Annotated in this window: 17 protein-coding genes; 15 read left to right on the forward strand and 2 right to left on the reverse strand. The window is 30.3% G+C overall.

Going from position 1 to position 19,803, the window contains the following annotated elements:
- The first annotated feature begins 13 nt into the window (after window positions 1-13).
- On the forward strand, window positions 14-814 hold the full coding sequence (locus JHL18_RS21890; protein WP_200273189.1) for an HAD family hydrolase: 801 nt from the start codon (window positions 14-16) through the stop codon (window positions 812-814).
- A gap of 191 nt (window positions 815-1,005) precedes the next feature.
- Here JHL18_RS21890 and JHL18_RS21895 read toward each other — a convergent pair whose 3' ends face one another.
- Window positions 1,006-3,657, reverse strand: a complete 2,652-nt coding sequence (locus tag JHL18_RS21895) for a phosphoenolpyruvate synthase (RefSeq protein ID WP_200273190.1) — start codon at window positions 3,655-3,657, stop codon at window positions 1,006-1,008.
- Between the two features lie 397 nt (window positions 3,658-4,054).
- Between JHL18_RS21895 and JHL18_RS21900 the strand changes: the two genes are divergently transcribed.
- The 6 genes from JHL18_RS21900 (at window position 4,055) to JHL18_RS21925 (ending at window position 9,573) form a co-directional block, all read left to right on the forward strand.
- The gene (locus JHL18_RS21900) at window positions 4,055-4,711 is read left to right on the forward strand and encodes a zinc dependent phospholipase C family protein (RefSeq protein ID WP_200273192.1); all 657 of its coding nucleotides are present in this window, start codon (window positions 4,055-4,057) and stop codon (window positions 4,709-4,711) included.
- A gap of 67 nt (window positions 4,712-4,778) precedes the next feature.
- Window positions 4,779-5,681 (forward strand): alpha/beta hydrolase, encoded by a 903-nt coding sequence (locus JHL18_RS21905; RefSeq protein WP_200273194.1) that lies wholly within the window; start codon window positions 4,779-4,781, stop codon window positions 5,679-5,681.
- 270 nt (window positions 5,682-5,951) lie between these two features.
- Window positions 5,952-7,274 (forward strand): FtsX-like permease family protein, encoded by a 1,323-nt coding sequence (locus JHL18_RS21910; protein WP_200273196.1) that lies wholly within the window; start codon window positions 5,952-5,954, stop codon window positions 7,272-7,274.
- A 28-nt stretch (window positions 7,275-7,302) separates the two neighbouring features.
- Window positions 7,303-8,073 (forward strand): ABC transporter ATP-binding protein, encoded by a 771-nt coding sequence (locus JHL18_RS21915; RefSeq protein WP_200273198.1) that lies wholly within the window; start codon window positions 7,303-7,305, stop codon window positions 8,071-8,073.
- Window positions 8,074-8,205: 132 nt separating this feature from the next.
- Window positions 8,206-8,982, forward strand: a complete 777-nt coding sequence (locus JHL18_RS21920) for a helix-turn-helix domain-containing protein (protein ID WP_200273200.1) — start codon at window positions 8,206-8,208, stop codon at window positions 8,980-8,982.
- Window positions 8,983-9,228: 246 nt separating this feature from the next.
- On the forward strand, window positions 9,229-9,573 hold the full coding sequence (locus JHL18_RS21925; RefSeq protein WP_200273202.1) for a hypothetical protein: 345 nt from the start codon (window positions 9,229-9,231) through the stop codon (window positions 9,571-9,573).
- Window positions 9,574-9,726: 153 nt separating this feature from the next.
- On the opposite strand, the gene JHL18_RS21930 is transcribed toward JHL18_RS21925, so the two are convergent.
- Window positions 9,727-10,095 (reverse strand): hypothetical protein, encoded by a 369-nt coding sequence (locus JHL18_RS21930; RefSeq protein ID WP_200273204.1) that lies wholly within the window; start codon window positions 10,093-10,095, stop codon window positions 9,727-9,729.
- A gap of 320 nt (window positions 10,096-10,415) precedes the next feature.
- On the opposite strand from JHL18_RS21930, the gene JHL18_RS21935 reads away from it, so the two are divergent.
- The 8 genes from JHL18_RS21935 to JHL18_RS21970 all read left to right on the forward strand — a co-directional run bounded on the left by JHL18_RS21935 (window position 10,416) and on the right by JHL18_RS21970 (window position 19,475).
- Entirely contained in the window at window positions 10,416-12,305 is a 1,890-nt protein-coding gene (locus JHL18_RS21935; RefSeq protein ID WP_200273206.1) for a beta-glucoside-specific PTS transporter subunit IIABC, read from the forward strand.
- Window positions 12,306-12,307: 2 nt separating this feature from the next.
- Complete coding sequence (locus JHL18_RS21940) at window positions 12,308-13,753, forward strand: glycoside hydrolase family 1 protein (RefSeq protein WP_200273208.1); 1,446 nt, start codon at window positions 12,308-12,310, stop codon at window positions 13,751-13,753.
- A 20-nt stretch (window positions 13,754-13,773) separates the two neighbouring features.
- On the forward strand, window positions 13,774-14,613 hold the full coding sequence (licT, locus tag JHL18_RS21945; RefSeq protein WP_200273210.1) for a BglG family transcription antiterminator LicT: 840 nt from the start codon (window positions 13,774-13,776) through the stop codon (window positions 14,611-14,613).
- Between the two features lie 351 nt (window positions 14,614-14,964).
- Entirely contained in the window at window positions 14,965-15,630 is a 666-nt protein-coding gene (locus tag JHL18_RS21950) for a hypothetical protein (RefSeq protein ID WP_200273212.1), read from the forward strand.
- Window positions 15,631-15,999: 369 nt separating this feature from the next.
- On the forward strand, window positions 16,000-16,521 hold the full coding sequence (locus JHL18_RS21955) for a sigma-70 family RNA polymerase sigma factor (RefSeq protein WP_200273214.1): 522 nt from the start codon (window positions 16,000-16,002) through the stop codon (window positions 16,519-16,521).
- Window position 16,522: 1 nt separating this feature from the next.
- Window positions 16,523-18,022 carry a DUF4179 domain-containing protein gene (locus JHL18_RS21960; RefSeq protein ID WP_200273216.1) on the forward strand — a complete coding sequence of 500 codons (1,500 nt, stop codon included), beginning with the start codon at window positions 16,523-16,525 and terminating at the stop codon, window positions 18,020-18,022.
- A 269-nt stretch (window positions 18,023-18,291) separates the two neighbouring features.
- Window positions 18,292-18,870 carry a nitroreductase family protein gene (locus JHL18_RS21965; protein WP_420839237.1) on the forward strand — a complete coding sequence of 193 codons (579 nt, stop codon included), beginning with the start codon at window positions 18,292-18,294 and terminating at the stop codon, window positions 18,868-18,870.
- 50 nt (window positions 18,871-18,920) lie between these two features.
- The gene (locus tag JHL18_RS21970; RefSeq protein ID WP_200273220.1) at window positions 18,921-19,475 is read left to right on the forward strand and encodes a DUF1697 domain-containing protein; all 555 of its coding nucleotides are present in this window, start codon (window positions 18,921-18,923) and stop codon (window positions 19,473-19,475) included.
- The last annotated feature ends 328 nt before the right edge of the window (window positions 19,476-19,803 follow it).

The following is a 19,803-nucleotide window of genomic DNA, read 5'->3' on the forward strand; positions in this document are numbered from 1 at the left end:
GGAGTGGGATTATATGGGGAACAAGATAACTTTTTTAGACATCGATGGAACCTTAGTGGATATGCCTTCAGGAATGATTGAACCAGCGCAAAGTACTATTGAGGCTCTAAAAAAATTCAGAGAAGATGGTAACTATACTGTAGTAGCTACAGCGAGATCAGCAGTTCCTAAAACTATATCAAAATTAAACTTTGATGGGTATATATTTTGCAATGGGAATTACATAGTATTTAACAACGAGGTATTACATGATAATTATTTTTCAATAGAAGATATCCAGTATATAGTGAATCTCTGTGATAAATGTGATGCACAATATTTGTTAAGTGGTCACCAAGGTGTATGGTGCAGCGATCTTGACCATCCATTGTGTGTCAGGCAAAGAGAATTATTCTTAGGTGGACCGGATAAACCTAAGGAGTCTATAGAAATATGGGAAGTTGAAGATGTACATGCTAATATGGGGACAATATTATTTAAAAATGAAAAAGATATGGAGGATTTTAAAGAAAAGCTTCCGAAAAATTGGGTAGTACATGCTTATGTTGAAGCTAATATTAGAATGGATATACACTTGCCAGGTTTTTCTAAAGGATCAGCGGTTGAATTCTTATTCAAAAAATTAGGAATAGACAAAGAAGATACCTTTGCTTTTGGTGATGCTCAAAACGATATTGAAATGTTGAAGCTTGTGAAGCATGGTATAGCAATGGGAAACGGTACAGATGAGGTTAAGTCTATTGCATACTATGTTACTGATGAAGTTAACAAAGATGGCATTGCAAATGCATTAAAGAAATTTAGAGCAATATAACAATAATCAGTGTTAAGAGGTATTAATAGTATAGTGATTAGTTGTTATTATAAAAAAACGCTATAAGAATGTATTAAAAAAATGTTGTTGGAAATTTGCGGATAACCAACAACATTTTTTTAATACATAAACATGGTGAGTTTTAATATATATAGATGAATCACTTTGTAATAAAATCTATATTTTCAGATTCAATTTAAGATTTGTACATAGCCAAGCGAACCGTTCACAAGAATTCTATCGCCAGTCTTTATAAGTTTTGTTACATTTTCTACACCAACCACTGCTGGTATACCATATTCTCTGGCTATAACGGCACCGTGAGTCATAAGACCTCCAATCTCTGTTACTAATGCTTTTGACGATACAAATAGAGGAGTCCATCCTGGGTCTGTAAAGGGTGCAATGAGTACTTCGCCTGGTCTAAAATATGCATCATTAGGGTTTAGAATAACTCTTGCTATGCCTTGGAAAGTTCCTTGGGAAACAGCAATACCTGGAAGAGCCTTAATAGGAATATCTTTGCTTTCATAATTGCCGTAGAATGCTTCACCATCACTTGTAAGTACTCTTGGAGGATTTAGATTTGAATATCTTATAAAAGATTCTTTACGCTTTTCTATAGTAACTAGTAGATTTTCTTTTTGATTTCCAGAAATAGCATCATGTATTTCCGTAAGAGAAAGATAGTAAATATCTTCTTTTACTCTTATAATTCTTCTGTTAACTAGATGAGAGGCTTCCTTAAGTAAGGTTTTCTTTATAATCCAAAATATACGTATATCACAGAATTTTTGATGTTCTCTTAGGGCAGCTCCAGTTCTATAGGTATCTATCAGTCCGGTTAACTTTATTATCTTATTTTCATTTAATCCACTAGCTTTTGCTTTCGAAATGATTTCTTTTTTTACCTTCTCTGCCTGTTTAAGTCCATCATCAAAATCTTTTTTATGTTCATTGGAAGACTTTGAGTTAATGAAGTTTAATATTGAAGGAAGCAGGTTAAGTGGATTTTCAATCCACCTATCAACTGTAATATCTATCTCACCAGGGCATCTCATGCCATATTTATCAAGAAACTGCTCCATAGCATTAGCAAATTCTAAGCCACCCTTAATTTTTTTAACACCGTTTATATAATAAGGGGTATTTGCTGCTTTTAAATACTTAACAACCTCAGGAGATTTTCTAGCAATATCAGCTAAGTCTCCAATTGCTAACCCCATTTCTGTAGTTACATTGCCTTTTAAAGATTTATTTAAAGGAGAAATATCAATTGATTCACCAAGCCATTTTTTACACTTTTTTTCAAGATTAATTTTAGCCATCATGGCAACTTGATTAGGTGGAAGTAATGTAGTAATTATATTAGCCATAATTGAAGGAAGATTAATTTGAATATACCGTATGGCTTTCGCTCCAGACTGCTTTTCTAATTCTGCTTGAAAATTGTTGCAGAGACTATCCATAAAATTATTTGCTCTTTCTAAAACATCTTTATTGTTATAAACATAATTTTCTCTTAAGATATTTATTGACATTGTACTAAAAAGTTTCAAATGGCATAGTTCTATTTTTTGCCTTTCTGTTTTTCTTGTCTTAAAATCTTCACTACTTACAACTTCTTTAACTGCATTGCTCATAAGAACGTCCATTATGGAAAATTTATCCAAGAAAATGTTCTTAAGGATAGGATTCTTAAGAGTTCGGGTAATATCAGCATAGATTCTATTTCCAGCTTCAACTAAATTAGGGTTTTGATCGTAGTTATATTTTTTAGGGACAAACGGAAAGAAAGAGTTTAGTATACATATTCCAAGAGGCTTAATGGCATTTGTCATCATCTGCTGATGCCCCGTGGACATATATACATGGTACAAATCATCTTTAAGCTCTGGTAGTGGATATAGTGTAGTGATTTCTCTGCTTTGAAGAATATAAAATTTTCCCATGTAATAGCCCCATTCTATGTCTTGAGGAGCATTGTAGTAATTTTCTATTTCTTTACCTAACCTTGAAAGAAGCAGAATATTATTGTCATTAAGAACTTGAGACTTCCTTTGCAAAGATGATAATGGTTTTGTGATTATGCCACCTTCACTAGTAGTATTTATTGAGATAGATTTTTCTTCAATAAGTTTATGAATAATTTTACTGTTCTTTATTTTATACAAGTCAGGTGAAGCAATTCCTTGCACCAGTGATTCTCCTAGACCATAAACAGCATTTATGCAGACAATTTTCCTATTTCCTGTTATAGGGTCTGCAGTAAACATTACACCTGAAGACACAGAAGGAATCATTTCTTGTACTATAACGGAAAGAAGGACTTTTTTATGATCAAAGCCATTTTTTATTCTGTATGTGATTGCACGAGCAGTGAACAGAGAGGCCCAACACTTCTTTACATGCTCAAGTATGCTATTTATGCCAATTATATTTAAATAAGATTCATGTTGTCCTGCAAAAGAAGTACCTGGTAAATCTTCAGCTGTGCCGCTTGATCTTACAGCATAACTCAACTTTTTATCTAAATTATCAAAAGCTCTCAAGATTGTTGATTCAATTGCATATGGAATATTTAAAGCTTCTATATATGAAATTATATCTTTACTAGTTTTATTTATGGAACTTATATCGGTAGATTTTAAAGTGTTAAGCTTTAAATAATAGGCATTCATTGATGTCGATGAGTTTATGAAGGTTTTAAAGGCTTCAGTTGTAATCACAAAGCCATTAGGTACATTAAAGTTGTTTTTCGTAAGTAATCCTAAGTTTAAAGCTTTACCACCAACTAAAGAAAGACTGTTTTCTTTTATATTATCAAAGTTTATTACGTACATTAGGGTCAGCATCTCCAAGAAAATATTAACAACATACTATATTCGATTTAAGTATGTATGGTTACCGCATGTTATTAAAGGGTTCCATTACGGAAACTTAATAGTTAAAGTTGGAACCAGATAGTGTATTTTTAACAAAGTTTTAAAGCTAATTTATCAATAGCTTAACAATTAGTGAGCTTGAGTTAACCTCTTTAATCTATACTATAATTGAATTTATAAATATGCTTATACTCGTATAGGAAAATTAGCTTGTATGATTATCAAATAAATATAAAGCATGTTATTATGGAGGGATTTTGAAACAAAGACTATTTTATTTTTTATAAGTAAGTAAAAATATAGAAAATGATATATTAAATTAACTAATAAATAGTTATGGATAGGGGAGCTAATTATGAAAATAAAGACTCATGTAAAATTAGCAGAGTTGGCCTTTAGAAAAAATATTAATGATATACCTATAGGATTTTCAAAGCTTATGTTTAATTTCGGTCTTGTAATCATTGATCAGTGTTGGCATGTAAAAACTCATCCTCACTATATGCAAAAATCTATTGGATATATAAATAATAAGATAGAAAAGCTTATTACAATAAATAAATTTAATTTGTATACTTCGATGCAGCTAGGAATAGTTGCTCACTATTTATGTGATTTTTGCTGCAACGCACACATTTCAGGAGGAGTTGGAAATATCTCTTTGCATCTAAAATATGAACGTAATCTTCAAAAGTATTTATTTGAGAATTATGACTTAATAAATGAATATATAGGTGAAATATCAGAAGAATTAAAAGGTAAAATAGAAAGCATGAGTTCATTAAAAGAATTACTTCAGAGTAAGCTTACTGAATACATGCAAGGAGAAGCATCCTATCTATGGGACATAACTCAAAGCATTGAGATAGTGTCATTGGTCTGTTTTATGATTTTTGAGCTGAAAAACTCTACCAACGATAATTATAATTGCAATAATAGAAAGTTTAACTTAATGAGGGGAAAGTCGTATAGAGAATTAAAGCAGGAGAATATAAAACTAATGCCTAAATAAATAGATATTAATGTTTAAGATACAAGAAACAAGATGTATAATTTAAGTAAAAAGGGGGGGATTCGCTATGTTAATTAAGAAAATTCAACTATGGGAAGAAAATGAGCAGGTAAGTCTATTTACTTATATTTTGGACAACTCAATGGAGTTTCAAGTTAATAAAAAGAGACCTTGTATAATATTATGTCCTGGAGGAGGTTATCTTGGGACTTCAGATAGAGAATCAGAGCCTGTAGCAATGAGATTTGCAGCACAAGGGTATAATACTTTTGTGCTTAGGTATAATACATGCTTTAGCAAAATGGAAATTGACTTTAATAATCTACCAGAAACTAATGAAAAGGCAGTTTATCCAGGTCCGTTATTTGATCTAGCAAAAGCAATGATGATTATAAAAGAGAATTCAGATGAATGGTTTGTAGATAGTGATAAAATCAATATATGTGGATTCTCAGCAGGTGCACATTTAGCTGCTAGTATGGGGGTTCATTGGCAAGATGAATTACTAAAAGAAAGATTCGGAGTTAGTAATGAAATGTTTAAACCTAATGTAGTGATTTTAGGATACCCATTGCTTGATTATAATTTGATGAAGAAAGAAGTTGAAGAAATCGGCAATGAATGGGTAAGAGAATTTTGGAAGGTTTCAAATAAAGCCATATTTGGAAAATCAGATCTTACAGAAGAAGAATTGGCAGAGCTTAGTCCAACAAATTATGTTACTTCCAATACACCTCCAACTTTTATTTGGCATACTGCAGATGATGGATTAGTTTATGTATCAAACTCTTTAAAATTTGCAGCTGAATTAACTAAGAACAAAGTGCCATATGAACTTCATATTTTCGAAAGTGGAGTTCATGGATTATCATTATGTGATGAAACTACTGCCTCTGAGTCTGCACACATAAATCCGCACTGTGGGCATTGGTTTGATCTAGCTATAGAGTGGCTGAAACAATATCAGTAATATTAGAATTAAATATCGTTACTATTACGAAAGAGGTTAATGAAAAATAATTTTGTTAGCATATTCACGACCTAGTGAAATGAAGGATATGGATATAAAATAGGGAAATTTGCTAAATAATAAGCTTATTTGAATTTGTAAGTAAATGTTTTCAGGCATATAATTATATTGTCACTATATAGTGACAATATAATTTTTTTTATAGTTTACAAAATTGAAATTAAAATACTATAAAAGATGAAAAAATGCAAGCAAATTGGGGGGAAGAACATGGGCACTTATAAGTTTGCAATTAAGATGCTAAAGACTGATTTAAGGCAGACTATTTCTTATTTATCATCAATAGCTTTTTCTTCATCAGCATTATTTTATGCCTATAATTTAATGGATGATAGTAAGAATATACCTGTTGGAAGTACTATTTGGGAAACATTTCAAATGTTGTTATTCGTTTTGACTCTTCTGTTGATGTTTGTAGTGTTTTTTACTAATTCGTATTTTATGACTGAAAAATCCAAGGAACTTGCTATTGCAGAATTAAATGGGGTCTGTTCCTATAAGATGATAGGTCTGATAAGTTTTCAAAATCTTTTAATTGGACTAGTAGGTAGTGTGATTGGAATAGCCTTTGGGATAGCTACAATGCCAGTTTTGTCAGGAGTGTTATTTAAACTTTTGGGAATGAATGTAAGTTCATATCATTATTCAAAAGATAGTCTGGTACTTACTATAATAATAATTGCGTTTATAGTATGTCCTTACATAATTATTGGAGATTATACCTATGTATTCAACAAAGAAATAAAAGATTTAATTTATGGGAAAAGACAACTTTATACACCAAAAACTAAGAGCTTTGGTAATCTAGATGTTCCAGAGGGTTTGAAAAATATTTTTGGAGGAAATTCTAAGAAAAGAGAAGGTAAGAAATTTCATCTTACATCTACAATATTATATTTTATTCCATTAACGGCCATATTCTTAAATTCGAAGACTTTTCATTCGCTGCTATTTCTATATATGTTTATTTCGGTGGCAGGAATACAGAGATTGTTACGTTATTATTTTCCAGAAAAGATTATGGAGCTAAAGAGGGATAAGTATTCTAATGACAAAATTAAAATGATTTCCTTAAGCAATCTTCATTATTCATTAAAAAAAGTAAATTTTTTAATTGTGACTTTAGCAGTCTCAACAGTTATCCTTATATATATGATAGGGATGAATGAGAAAATATATCAAATAAAGGCTGCAGGAATATTTGTATATGTTTGTGCATTAGTGTCTTTAGGTGTAAGTATTCTATATAAATTTATAATAGAAGCTTCTTATAGAAAACACATATATAGGCAGTTAGGGTTAATTGGGTATTACAAAAAGCTCATAAAGAGGATTATAAAAGAAGAAATAATGATGCTTTATGGAATCGCAATAATTATACCATTAGTACACATAGTTGTTTATCTATTTAAGTTCGCGTCCTTTGGAATTATAACTGTTCAGCTTGCTATGATTTTATTAGGTATATTTTTAGGAATATTTTTTTTGATGACTGTAAGTTCTTATTTAGTATATAAAAAATTGGTAATGTAATTTAAACTGCAAATTTGGAGGTATTGAGATGAAAGAGATAATAACTGTAAAAGATTTAGTTAAAATCTATGGAGGAGAAAGTCAAGTAAAGGCACTCAATGGAGTTAGTTTGGCAGTAAATGAAGGAGATTTTATATGTATAATGGGACCATCTGGTTCTGGAAAATCAACTTTCTTAAATATATTGGCGAATATAGATAATCCAACTAAAGGCGCAGTGCTTTTCAATGGAGAAAGTATCTATAAGATGTCTGAGAGAAAAGTTGGGGAGTTTAGAAGAGATAATATAGGATATATTTTTCAGGATTTTAACTTAATTGATACATTGACAATAAGAGAAAATATAAATGTACCATTAGTTTTAGCAAATAAATCAAAGGCTGAGATAAAGGAAAGAGTTGAAAATATAGCAAAGAAACTTAATATTTTCGAGTTTTTAGACAAGTTCCCAGTAGAATGTTCAGGTGGACAGAGACAGAGAGCTGCTGCAGCAAGAGCTTTGGTTTCAGAGCCTAGAATGATAGTTGCAGACGAACCAACAGGAAATTTGGATACAAAGAATTCGCATGATATGCTTAAGTTACTTAAAGAGCGCAATGTGAATGATGGAATTGCTATAGTTATGGTTACTCACGATTCAATGGTAGCAAGTTATGCAAAAAGGCTTTTATTCTTAAGAGATGGAAAAATAGATGATTCTATTGACAGAGGGGAATTGACTCAGAAAGAATTTTTCTATAAAATTGTTGATGTAACATCAAAAGAATCACAAGGTTTATTTGATGTAATAGAAGAATAGAAGAAATCTTTGGAAAAATTATTAGCTATAAATTTGCCTATGTAAAATAAAACTAGTGAAGGTTACACTTAATAGAACTAGTTCATTATTATATAATTTACTTTTTCATAAGATTCGCGGAAGGAAGATGTTATGAGTGGTATTAGTATCATTACAATAGAAAATAGAAGGCTTTATCCAGTTAAGGCTTATGATACTGAAGAAAATAACGAAATAACACCAATTATAGATATTGATAGTATTTATGATTTGTTAAATAGAAGGGAAAAAATATTTTTTATATCAAATCAGTATGATCAATATGGACGTGAATTAGATAATTTTTATGGATATATAGGTTCAGAAGATATAAAAGCGTTATTTTATGTCAATGATGAAGAATTAGACCGTAATTTAAGTGCTATAATGACTTTATCCGAAGCTGCAAAAAAGTGGGGATTTTCAGATGGCTCCACTATTAGAAAGGCTATAGAGAGAGGAAAGTTTGAAAGGCATGAGATAAAACAAGCTGGAGATATATGGATTACTACCTATGATGCCATGGAAAGAGTATTCGGAAAGATTAAAAATGAAGAGAATGAATTAATCATTTATGATGATTTTGAAAGCAATTTATATAGGCTTTTTCTTAAGGATGTACAACGAGATTACCTAAGGGAAAAGGTTAGAGAAAGAAATTTGAAAGAAAATGAAATTTTATATAATAATATAAGAGAGGTTCTTATAAGTGCTTTAGTTGCCATAAGGAAAGGTAATAAAGTAATAATAAAGAATAAGCGTAGTAACAAGACTAAGCAGGTCATAAATACTGAAAGAGAACTTTTTGTATTTATTGAATTGTTCAGTCGAAGAAATCTTATGACAGAACTACGAAATAACCAGCTTTTGGAGGATTTCAAGAAAATATAATATCTGTGTTATTTAGTAAAGGGCTTTTGCGAGATTAATAAAAGCTTTTTATAAAAATGAAAGCCATGCATAACTCAAGGAAGATAAATTTCCTTATATGTATGGCTTTTTTAATACAAAATTTTCTGGAGAAATGTATGCTAATAATAGGTTTTGTAATATAATGGATATATCAATGTAAAACAAGAAATCAAGTGATATTTTTATTGCCATTTAAGCAAATAATATGGGGATAGGGGGATTTAAATGAAAGAGAATGAGAGCGGAAATAGGTCAAAAAAGAAATGTATAATTTTAGCAATAGTTATATTAATTCTAGTACTTACTCCATTTTTACCAAAGATAACTTATAATATAGATTCAAAATTAGTTTCTAAGGATATGAGTCCTTTATTTGCAATAAGTAAGGATAAGGTTAAAGATGGTGGAACCACTGAATATAGGGGACTTGGATATCAAGTTATTAGGTGGAATAGATTTGTAGCAGAAGGAACTGAGTACGGGTATGAAATATATAAAGCCCCTAATTATAGGGATTTAAATGACGGACCATCTAAAAAGCTTACTATTATTAAAGATATAAATAAGTAAATGGGTAATAAAAATATTCAGTAATACTGGATCTTTTATTCTTGATGGAGTATAGTGATGAGTTTCTATTATTAAGGTATATTGATTTTATAATAGTTTTTTCATATAAGAAACCTAAAAATGAAATGAATTTAGGTTATTTTGTTATCTTTTTTAATGGGACTCCCAGGTAGTATAGTATTCTGTGGTTACAGTACCATTTGAGTTAGTAATATTTCTAATATGTTGACTTCCGCAATAAGAATACACTTTATCTCCATAGGTCATTCTTATAAATACCTGTTCATTAGTTTTAGATAGTTGATTCTTTATATCTTCATCTGCTGTGATAAATTCATCAGTTGAATTAAAAATGTCGATTAGCTCTTCAGATTTTGGAGAGCTTTTTAGTTTATAATCAATATTTAGACTGGCGTTTTGATTGTAAATATCAACTTTTTTTATAATAGTATTAGATGCTTTGATTTGATTTTTAAACTCAACAGTACCTTTATTATTAATATGGTTTGGTCTATTTGACAATAAACTTATAAATATAAAAGTACATGAAAAGAAGGCAAAAATCAGGCATAAGATTATTATAACTAACAATGATTTTTCAAAAGCAAACCAAGCTATATGGCTAAAGAAAAAGTTTACAAAACTTATTTATAATGCTTGTTTTTTATTTTTTTATATAATATAATTGAGTTAACAAAATAAAGAACGGGACATGTGACTGGTAATGCAGGCAGGATCCATAAAGATGATAGTTTTTTTGTCGTCTTTAGGGGTCTTTTTTTGTTGGTTATTGTTTTGGCCAAAATGTAAACTATTAAAAATTTAGAGAAGGAGAATTTAAAATGGATTACAAACAAACAGCAACTGACATCTTAAAACTTGTTGGTGGTGAGAATAATGTGTCTCACTTAGAGCATTGCTCAACAAGATTACGTTTTACACTTGCAGACGACAGTAGGGTAAATACTGAAGAGATTAAGAAGGTTCGTGGAGTTTTAGGAGTAGTAATGGCTGCTCAGTGCCAAGTAATTATAGGAAATAATGTTATTGAGGTTTATGATGAATTAGTTAAGATTGGAAAGTTCGGAGGGCAAGGTAGTACTACTGGACCAAAGGTTAAGAAAAAAATTGGAGCTGTAGTTTTAGATTTTATAGTTAGTGTATTTCAGCCCCTAATACCAGCAATCGCAGGAGCTGGTATATTAAAATCCTTACTACTTTTATTAAATATGTTTAAACTTATAGATAAAACAGGACAGACCTATCTTATCTTAAGTTATATCGGAGATGCAGTATTTTACTTCTTGCCAATAATGGTTGCAATAACTACAGCAACAAAATTAAATGTGAATAAATTAGTTGCAGTTGCTGCAATGGGAACTTTATTATTTCCAAATATGACTACACTTTTAGGTAAGGGAGCATCATTTTTATCTTTGCCCATAACTAATGTGGCATATGCATCACAGGTATTTCCAGCAATACTTGGTACCTTGTTCTATGCATATATGGAAAAATTATTTACAAAGATATCACCAAAACCTATTCGTATTTTCTTTGTACCAATGATGTCACTGCTTTTAACAGTTCCGATGACTTTATTACTTTTAGGCCCAATTGGATTTAAGGTTGGAACAGTATTAACAGCTGGTATATTATTTATATTTAATAAGTTTGGTTGGATTGCAGTAGGGCTTGTTGCAGCCATACTTCCATTCATGATTGCAACTGGTATGCATAAGGCTTTAGTTCCATATGCAATATCTTCTATTACTGGAATGGGAAAAGAACTATTATACTTGCCAGCATCTTTAGCTCATAATATTTCTGAAAGCGGAGCTAGTTTTGCAGTAGCAATTCGAACTAAGGATAGTGAGCTTAAATCTACTGCTGTATCTGCTGGTATTTCTGCATTGTTTGGTATCACTGAGCCAGCACTTTATGGTGTGACACTTCAAAGAAAACGTGTACTAGCAAGTGTGGTAATATCAAGTTTAATAGGTGGTTTGTTTGTTGGTATATTTGGAGTTGCTGCATTTGTCGCTGTAGGGCCTGGACTTGCAAGTATGCCAATGTATATTGATGAAAATAATAGTAAGAATCTTATATATGCAATTGCTGGTTTTGCGGTTTCTTTCGTAGCATCTTTTGTGATAACGTTTATTTCATGGAAGGAAGACAAAAAGGAAGCTGATGATTCTAATGTTTCAAAAGTGACGACTCATAATAAAAGGACATTTAAAAATTCTAACTCAAATGAAAATATAAGTAGTACAATTGATATAAAACAACCAATAATGGGAGAGGTCGTATCTCTTTCAGAAGTTAAAGACGATGTTTTTTCCAAAAAGATTTTAGGAGATGGGGTTGCGATTGATCCCACAGAAGGAAAATTATATGCTCCTTGTGATGGTGAAGTTGTAATGTTATTTGACACAAAGCACACCTTGGCTTTAAGAGCTGATAATGGTGCAGAGGTTCTTTTCCATATTGGGATTGATACAGTTCAACTTAATGGTAAGTTTTTTGAACCAAAAGTTAAAGTTGGAGATAGAGTAAACACAGGCGATTTGCTAATGAACTTTGATATTAAAGAAATAAAGTCAGCTGGATATGAGACTGTAATTCCAGTTATCATAACAAACAGTGATAAGTACCTAGTTGATAAAGATTTAGATACTAAAGAAAAGAATGAAAATACTATTATGAAAGTATCAAAATTGGAGGTGTAGATATGAAAGATTTATTTCCTAAGGATTTTTACTGGGGCGGTGCCGTAGCAGCAAATCAGTGTGAAGGTGCATATTTAGAAGGTGGAAAAGGTGAAAGTACTCAAGATCATGTAAGCGCAGCAGCTTTTAATAAAACTAGACAGGTATATGAGAATATTGAAGATGGTGTATATTTTCCTTCTCATGAAGGCATAGATTTTTATCACACTTATAAGGAAGATATTAAATTATTTGCCGAAATGGGCTTTAAGATGTTTCGTTTATCAATAGCTTGGTCAAGGATATTTCCAACAGGAGTAGAGGACAGTCCTAATGAAGCAGGTCTAAAGTTTTACGACGATGTATTTGCAGAATTAAAGAAATACAATATTGAGCCACTTGTAACAATTTCTCACTATGAGTCCCCATTCTATTTAACTAAGAAGTATAATGGATGGTATGGTAGAGAAGTGATAGAGCATTTTGTAAGATACTGTGAGGTTTTATTTAATAGATATAAAAATGACGTCAAGTATTGGATTACCTTTAATGAAATCAATTGTTTAACCTTGGATATTAAAGCCTTCCAAGGAGGAGCAATACTATATAATGAAAAAGGTGAAGCTGTACAACCAAAGGAAATTCCTGAATATATGCGTTATCAAGCTCTTCACCATCAGTTTGTAGCTAGTGCTAAGGTTGTAAAATTGGCTCATGAAATAAATCCGGATTTCAAAGTAGGATGTATGCTTGCATATATATGCCAATACCCATTGACCTGTAAGCCTGAAGATATGATTCTTGCTAATGAAGCAATGCAGCTGAGAAATTATCTATGTGGAGATGTACATGTTAGAGGATATTATCCATCCTTTGCTAAAGCTTATTATAAAAAACATAATATTAATATAAATATGGAAGCAGGCGACGAGAAAATTCTAAGAGAAGGAACAGTGGATTTTTGTGCTTTCAGTTATTACCAAAGCATTTGTGTAAGTACAAATCCAGATGAAGAAAGAATTCAAGGAAATATATTAGACGGGATTAAGAATCCCTATGTAGAAGCTAGTGATTGGGGCTGGCAAATTGACCCAGTTGGATTAAGATGGAGCTTACATCAGTTATATGACAGATATCAAATTCCTCTAATAATTGCTGAAAATGGTCTAGGTGCAAATGATATTTTAGAGGAAGACGGAACAGTAAAAGATCCATATCGTATAGATTACTTACGTTCCCATATTAAAGAAATGGGTAAAGCAATTTCTGAAGGTGTTGATATAATAGCATATACTTGGTGGGGACCTATAGATGTAGTTTCTCTAGGCACAGGAGAGATGAAAAAACGTTATGGATTTATATATGTAGATCGTGACAATAGAGGAAAGGGAACTTTAAAGAGATATAAGAAACAATCCTTTGAATGGTACAAAAAGGTCATTGCAAGTAACGGAAATGATTTAGATTAAAAAGTATTGGGGGAGTTGCGTTGTATACAATCGAGAAAGTATTAAATTCAAGTATAGTTCTTGCACAGGATGAAAAAGGTAAAAACTTTATTCTGCTCGGAAAAGGTATAGGTTACGGTAAAAAAACTGGTATGATAATTGAAAAGCAGAATGTTGAGCAGATTTTTATACCTGTGGATAACAACGAACTTGACAAGGTTAGCTACTTGATGAATTCAATTCCACCAGAACTTATAGAGGTAACACAGGATATAATAACTTACGCTAAGAATGTATTAAATGTTAAATTCAAGGACAGTATTTATTTTATATTAGCAGATCATTTAAATTTTTCTATAAAAAGGTTTATAGAAAATATAAACATAACAAATAGAGTATTTTGGGAAATTAAAAACTTCTACTCTAAGGAGTTTGCTGTTGGACTTTATGCTATTAAGCTTATGAATACTAAGTTTAAAATAGCTTTGCCTGAAGAAGAGGCAGCTAATATAGCCTTTCATCTTGTTAATGCTCAAGATGAAAAAGATGAATCTATGGACACCATGAAAGCAGCTAAATTAGTTGGAATTATAGTTAATATAGTAAGGTACTCAATTAAAGATGAATTTGATACGGAAAGTATTCATTATTCAAGATTTATCACCCATATCAAATACTTTGTTGAGAGATATTTTGCTAATCGACTTCTAAATGAAACGGATGATATTTTATATAATCAAGTAAGCAGTAAATATAAACAAGCCTTTGATTGCTCACTGAAGATTGATGATTATTTTTATGAAAAATATCAAACTCATCTGCCTCATGAAGAATTAGCTTATCTAGTTGTTCATATTCAGAGGCTTATAATGAAAGCTTAGTAAGAAGTTACAAAGCGACGTATTAAATAAAGGTCATGCATAAATGTGTAAAAATAGAATGTTCTTAAATAAGGTACATTTTATGATTACACATATGCATGATTTTTTATTGCGCAAAACTAATAACTAGCTATTTTTATGATAATGTAACTTTGATAAATGATTAGGAATTAGTTTTTTATTCTTAAATTTTCGTTAACTTATATTTTTTATGAAAGTGTTCAGAAAAATGTGGGTATAATTTGAAATGAAGAAGGTTATTTCGCATAATACATAAACAATATATTGGTAAAAAAGTAGTTTGTTAATGGATATACCAAGTAAAGAACTGTGATTTAAAAGGAGACAACAATGAGAAAAACAGCAATTATAATAAGTGGAACTTTAATATTTTTAATTAGTATTTTTCTAGGATACAGGGTAATTAAATTCTATTCAACCGATAATTATACGATTTCGGAGGATGGTAGTATCATAACTAGCAAGAGCGGACAGAAATATGTACACGATAATAGCGATTTATGGCTAGAGGCAATAGCAACCGATAAACAGATAGGCAAGATAAATGACTCTGGATCAATATATTCATTAAAGGATCAGCCTAATTTAGATTGGATTGCAGTGAATACAACTGATGAAATGGTCTTAACTCAGATTTACCACAAGAAAGAGATTAATGATTTTTCTATAATTAATAAAACCATTAAGCAGATTAGGTTAATTGAAAACAAGGGCTTAAAGCAAGCCGTTGGCAAAGCTGTTGCTACAACAGAAGAAAAAAGCATACTTAAGGAACTTAGCGAGAGTTTCAGTAAAGCTAAAACTAAACAACAGATTACTTCTAAGAATATAATGTCGCTTCAACTACTTTTTGATGATTACAAAGGAATTTCCTATGATATAAATGTAGTGCTTACTGATGATAAACAGGTGTATCTATCAGAAATAAATGAAGACAATGTAGTAAAAGCGGGACCACTAGTGACTAATTGGGTACAAGAGAAATCTTTAAATTAAGATTTTTTAGTACCAAAATTCATTGAAACCATGATTTGAGGCATAACTTTTTAAATTATTATAAGTTTTTCTAGTTAAAATTTTACATAGTTAAATTTTTTATAGGTTTATGATAAAAGCATTATATATGGATTTGAAAAGTTATTCACCTGCAAGTATAATCATACGCATTTGGAAAGTCAGATACGAAAAAAACTTATTAGATTTACATGTTTTATGTATTTATATTCAGAAAGATAGATGTACAAAAAATCGTTGAAGATAACTTCAGCGATTTTTTTTATAAAACTAAAACCGTTTTGCCGATTTTATAGTCTAATTGATGTAAAATATAAATTACGCGTAGTTTAAGATTTAAGGAGCATAAATATGATTACAGAAGAACAGGTAAAATCAGCAATAAAAGGCGATGAAAAAGCTTTTGAATATCTTATGTATCAATGCAAGGAAAGTCTGTATAGGACAGCCTTTGCTTATACAAAAAATGAGCATGATGCATTAGATGTACTTCAAGAGTCTGTATATAAGGCTTATATATCTATAGATAAATTAAAGAACCCAAAATATTTTAAGACTTGGCTTACAAAGATACTTATAAATAATGCTATTGATTTTATTAATAGGGAAAAGAAAATCATATCCATAGTTGATAATATGAAAGTTAGATCAACGAATAGTGAAGAGAATAGAGTGGATGAAAAATTAGATATTATAAGATCTATTGATAGACTTGAGGACAAGCATAAGAAGGTAATCATTTTGAAGTACTTTCAGGATCTTACCATAACTGAAATTGCAGAGGTTATGAATTGCCCAGTAGGCACAATAAAAACTTATCTAAATAAAGCACTAAGCAAACTTAGAATAACTATGGGGAAGGAGATAATTTAGTATGGATAACTTAGATAATATAAAAGATTATATTGATATTCCAAAAGATCTAAATTTAGCTATTAAGAAAGGTATTGAAAGAGGAAGAGAAGAAAAGAAGAAAAATGTTAGTAAGATAAATTTAGCTAAAGATAGGAAGAAGTTTAAGAAATCAGCCATAATTGCAGCAGCTGCAGTAATTGGTATTGTCTCAATAGTGGGAGTTGTTAATCCTAATGTGGCAAAAGCTATTCCAGGAGTGCAATCAATTTTTAAACTTATAGATTATAATGGATATGGAGAAAAGCTTAGTAAATTTGAGCCATTTTCAACTAGTGTAAATAAGACAGTAGAGAAAAATGGAATAAAAGTAACTATAAATGAAATTACTATAGATGATAATTCCTTAGCTATTACTTCTACAGTTGAGGGGACGAATCTTAACAAAAATAAAACAGAAATTGGAAGTATAAATTTAAATGGTAAAATGGTCGAAAGCTTTGGAAATGAGACAAAGAAGATAAATGATAATGAGATAGTGATGGTTACTTACGCCAATGTATCTGATATTAATTTATCCGATAACATTGAGGTAGAACTAAATACAGTGTGGCTTTCAGATGTAATGGGACCATGGGATTTTAAGTTTACGGTTCCTAAGGCTAATAAACAAAGTAATTCGAAGATTATAACTTTAGATAAAACTATTAAAATACCCGATAGTACTTTAAAGCTTGATAAACTTGTAGTAAGTCCACTGGGCAACACAATAAATTATTCTGGTGTTTATGATAAGGAAAATCCGAGTATGAAGGATGGTATATATAATTTTTTAGTTTTGGACGATAAGGGAAGGACTCTTCAAGCTGAAGGCTTAGGTTCGAGTTCAAATAAGAATAAATATGAAGGAAAAATACAAATAGAGGATGATTTATCAGATATTAAATCAATTACTGTAGTACCAATATTTAAATATTTACCATCTAACTATAGGAATATCAATGGAATAACTTATGAAGCTCTTCAAACTACAATAAATAGTGATAACTTTAATATTCCTCAAGAAGTGGTAACAAAGACTAGACCTGTAACTGCTGAAGAAAAATCAAAGGGATATGCTTTAGATAATGTAATTCATGTCTATAATATGGATAAGACAAGAGAATTTGTATCTTTAGATAAATTAATTAGTCAGAAAATAAAGGTTGGGAAAGATATCACAGCAACTGTTAAAAATATTGAAACTACAGATAAATACACAAAACTTACTTTTAAGTTTGAAGGTAATGGAGTATATGGGCCACAAGATATAAATAGGGCTGTCATTTTAGATGAAAACTATAATGATATTGAGAGAGCAGAGGACGGAGATGTTGCTGTAGAGGAAGACATAAAGGATAGAATTATATCTATAAAGCTTCCACCTATTGATAAAAACAAGAAATATAAGATAGCCCTTCCTACAGTTAATGAACCGGAAATTTTAGATCAATATAAAGTGAAAATAGATTTAGAAAAATAAAATTATATTACAATAATATAGATATATATTTTTTTAAAACATACAAATATAAACTAGTCCAGTCTTAAATGCAAATTATAAATCGGACTAGTTTATATTTTATAGAAAATTCCTTAGTTTGAAATTAACATAGTAGTAGTTTGTACAAATATATTTAACAACATTTATTTAATACATTTCCATAGTTTATTTAAAAGTTATATAATATATACAATAGAAGAGGATTCTAATGTTAGAGATTATTTGCAATGTTATATCATAATTTGTAGATGTCTGATTCGATTATTACAAAGATAGGAGAGATTATTTTGTTGAATGAAATACTAAATCGTAGAAGTATTAGAAAATATAAAGATGAGATGATTGAAGACGAGAAGATAATTGAAGTTATAGAGAGCGGAAGGCTTGCCCCATCTGGAAGCAATACTCAACCATGGCATTTCGTAATTATAAAATCACAAGAAGTCAGACAAAAACTTTCGGAAGTTTCGCATAATCAAAAATGGATGATGACAGCTCCTGTTTTTATTGCTTGTGTTGGTGATATAAGATCTAGAATTGATGAGTCAGTAGAAATAAAGATAGATGAACAAAGCCCTCAAGAAGAAGTTAAGCAGATTATAAGAGACACTTCTATTGCTATAGGGCATATGCTTCTTCAGGCTGAAAATTTAGGATTAGGTACTTGTTGGGTAGCTTGGTTTACACAAAAAGAAATTAGGCCAATACTTAATATCCCTGAAGATAAATACTTATTAGGACTTATTACCTTAGGCTATGCTGATGAGCTTCCAAAACCACGTCCAAGAAAGAATATTGAAGAAATAATTCACTATGAAAGATGGTAACTGCAGTAATTTTTAAAACTTAAAATTAGACTAAGAATAAGGTGGGTTATATGGATACATATGTAGCTTTATTGAGAGGAATTAATGTTGGTACAAAAAATAGAATTAAGATGGCGGATTTGAAACAGCTATTTGAGTCACTAGGTTATGTTAATGTTAAGACATATATTCAAAGTGGAAATGTGATTTTTAAATCGGGTGAAGATGAAGAAGCCATAATAAATAAAATTGAAGAAGCATTTGAAGCTAAGTTTGGATTTAGTAGTAAGATAATTTTGAGGTCTGGAAAAGAATTAAGGGATATAATAAAAAACTGTCCATTTTTAGAAACTGAAATAACGGAAGCAAAAGCTGCTGCTGAAGGAGAATGTTTATATGTATCTCTTATGAAGTTTGCACCTTTAGAGAAAAAAATTCAGTTGATAAATAAATATGTGGATGAGGACAACAAATATAAAATCATTGGCAGAGATATATTTTTACTATTTAGCAAAAGCATAAGAAATTCTAAGCTTGCTAATAATCTGGGTAAGCTAGATGTACCTGATACAGTTAGAAATTGGAATACAATAAATAAGCTCATAGCAATGTTAGATGAGGAATAAATAGGTTAATCAAGTACATAAGGTAAATATAAATAAAGTTCAAAAAAATCTGTAAACAAGATATAACATATAAATTCTAACTAATAGGCTTCATCAATGAAGGCATTACTGCATTATTGCTTTAATATCTTAAACTTATTTAGCCATATAAAGTAAAAGTTAAAAACTAGAGCGGAGGTATTAAATTTATTAAAACCTTCGCTCTAGTTTTTTTATATTAAAGAATGGATTGATAAATATTAGGCATTGATATCAAAGTAAATCAAAAGGCTTAACGTATGCTAGTTATATTTATATAGATTTATATACTTTCAAAGACAGGTATAAT

The organism is Clostridium yunnanense (assembly GCF_016595795.1).
Lineage (GTDB): Bacteria > Bacillota > Clostridia > Clostridiales > Clostridiaceae > Clostridium_AR > Clostridium_AR yunnanense.

Coding starts and splice junctions, on each gene's coding strand:
- JHL18_RS21890 (WP_200273189.1), top strand. CDS start 14: ATGGGGAACAAGATAACTTTTTTAGACATCGATGGAACCTTAGTGGAT.
- JHL18_RS21895 (WP_200273190.1), bottom strand. CDS start 3,657: ATGTACGTAATAAACTTTGATAATATAAAAGAAAACAGTCTTTCTTTA.
- JHL18_RS21900 (WP_200273192.1), top strand. CDS start 4,055: ATGAAAATAAAGACTCATGTAAAATTAGCAGAGTTGGCCTTTAGAAAA.
- JHL18_RS21905 (WP_200273194.1), top strand. CDS start 4,779: ATGTTAATTAAGAAAATTCAACTATGGGAAGAAAATGAGCAGGTAAGT.
- JHL18_RS21910 (WP_200273196.1), top strand. CDS start 5,952: ATGGGCACTTATAAGTTTGCAATTAAGATGCTAAAGACTGATTTAAGG.
- JHL18_RS21915 (WP_200273198.1), top strand. CDS start 7,303: ATGAAAGAGATAATAACTGTAAAAGATTTAGTTAAAATCTATGGAGGA.
- JHL18_RS21920 (WP_200273200.1), top strand. CDS start 8,206: ATGAGTGGTATTAGTATCATTACAATAGAAAATAGAAGGCTTTATCCA.
- JHL18_RS21925 (WP_200273202.1), top strand. CDS start 9,229: ATGAAAGAGAATGAGAGCGGAAATAGGTCAAAAAAGAAATGTATAATT.
- JHL18_RS21935 (WP_200273206.1), top strand. CDS start 10,416: ATGGATTACAAACAAACAGCAACTGACATCTTAAAACTTGTTGGTGGT.
- JHL18_RS21940 (WP_200273208.1), top strand. CDS start 12,308: ATGAAAGATTTATTTCCTAAGGATTTTTACTGGGGCGGTGCCGTAGCA.
- JHL18_RS21950 (WP_200273212.1), top strand. CDS start 14,965: ATGAGAAAAACAGCAATTATAATAAGTGGAACTTTAATATTTTTAATT.
- JHL18_RS21955 (WP_200273214.1), top strand. CDS start 16,000: ATGATTACAGAAGAACAGGTAAAATCAGCAATAAAAGGCGATGAAAAA.
- JHL18_RS21960 (WP_200273216.1), top strand. CDS start 16,523: ATGGATAACTTAGATAATATAAAAGATTATATTGATATTCCAAAAGAT.
- JHL18_RS21965 (WP_420839237.1), top strand. CDS start 18,292: ATGTCTGATTCGATTATTACAAAGATAGGAGAGATTATTTTGTTGAAT.
- JHL18_RS21970 (WP_200273220.1), top strand. CDS start 18,921: ATGGATACATATGTAGCTTTATTGAGAGGAATTAATGTTGGTACAAAA.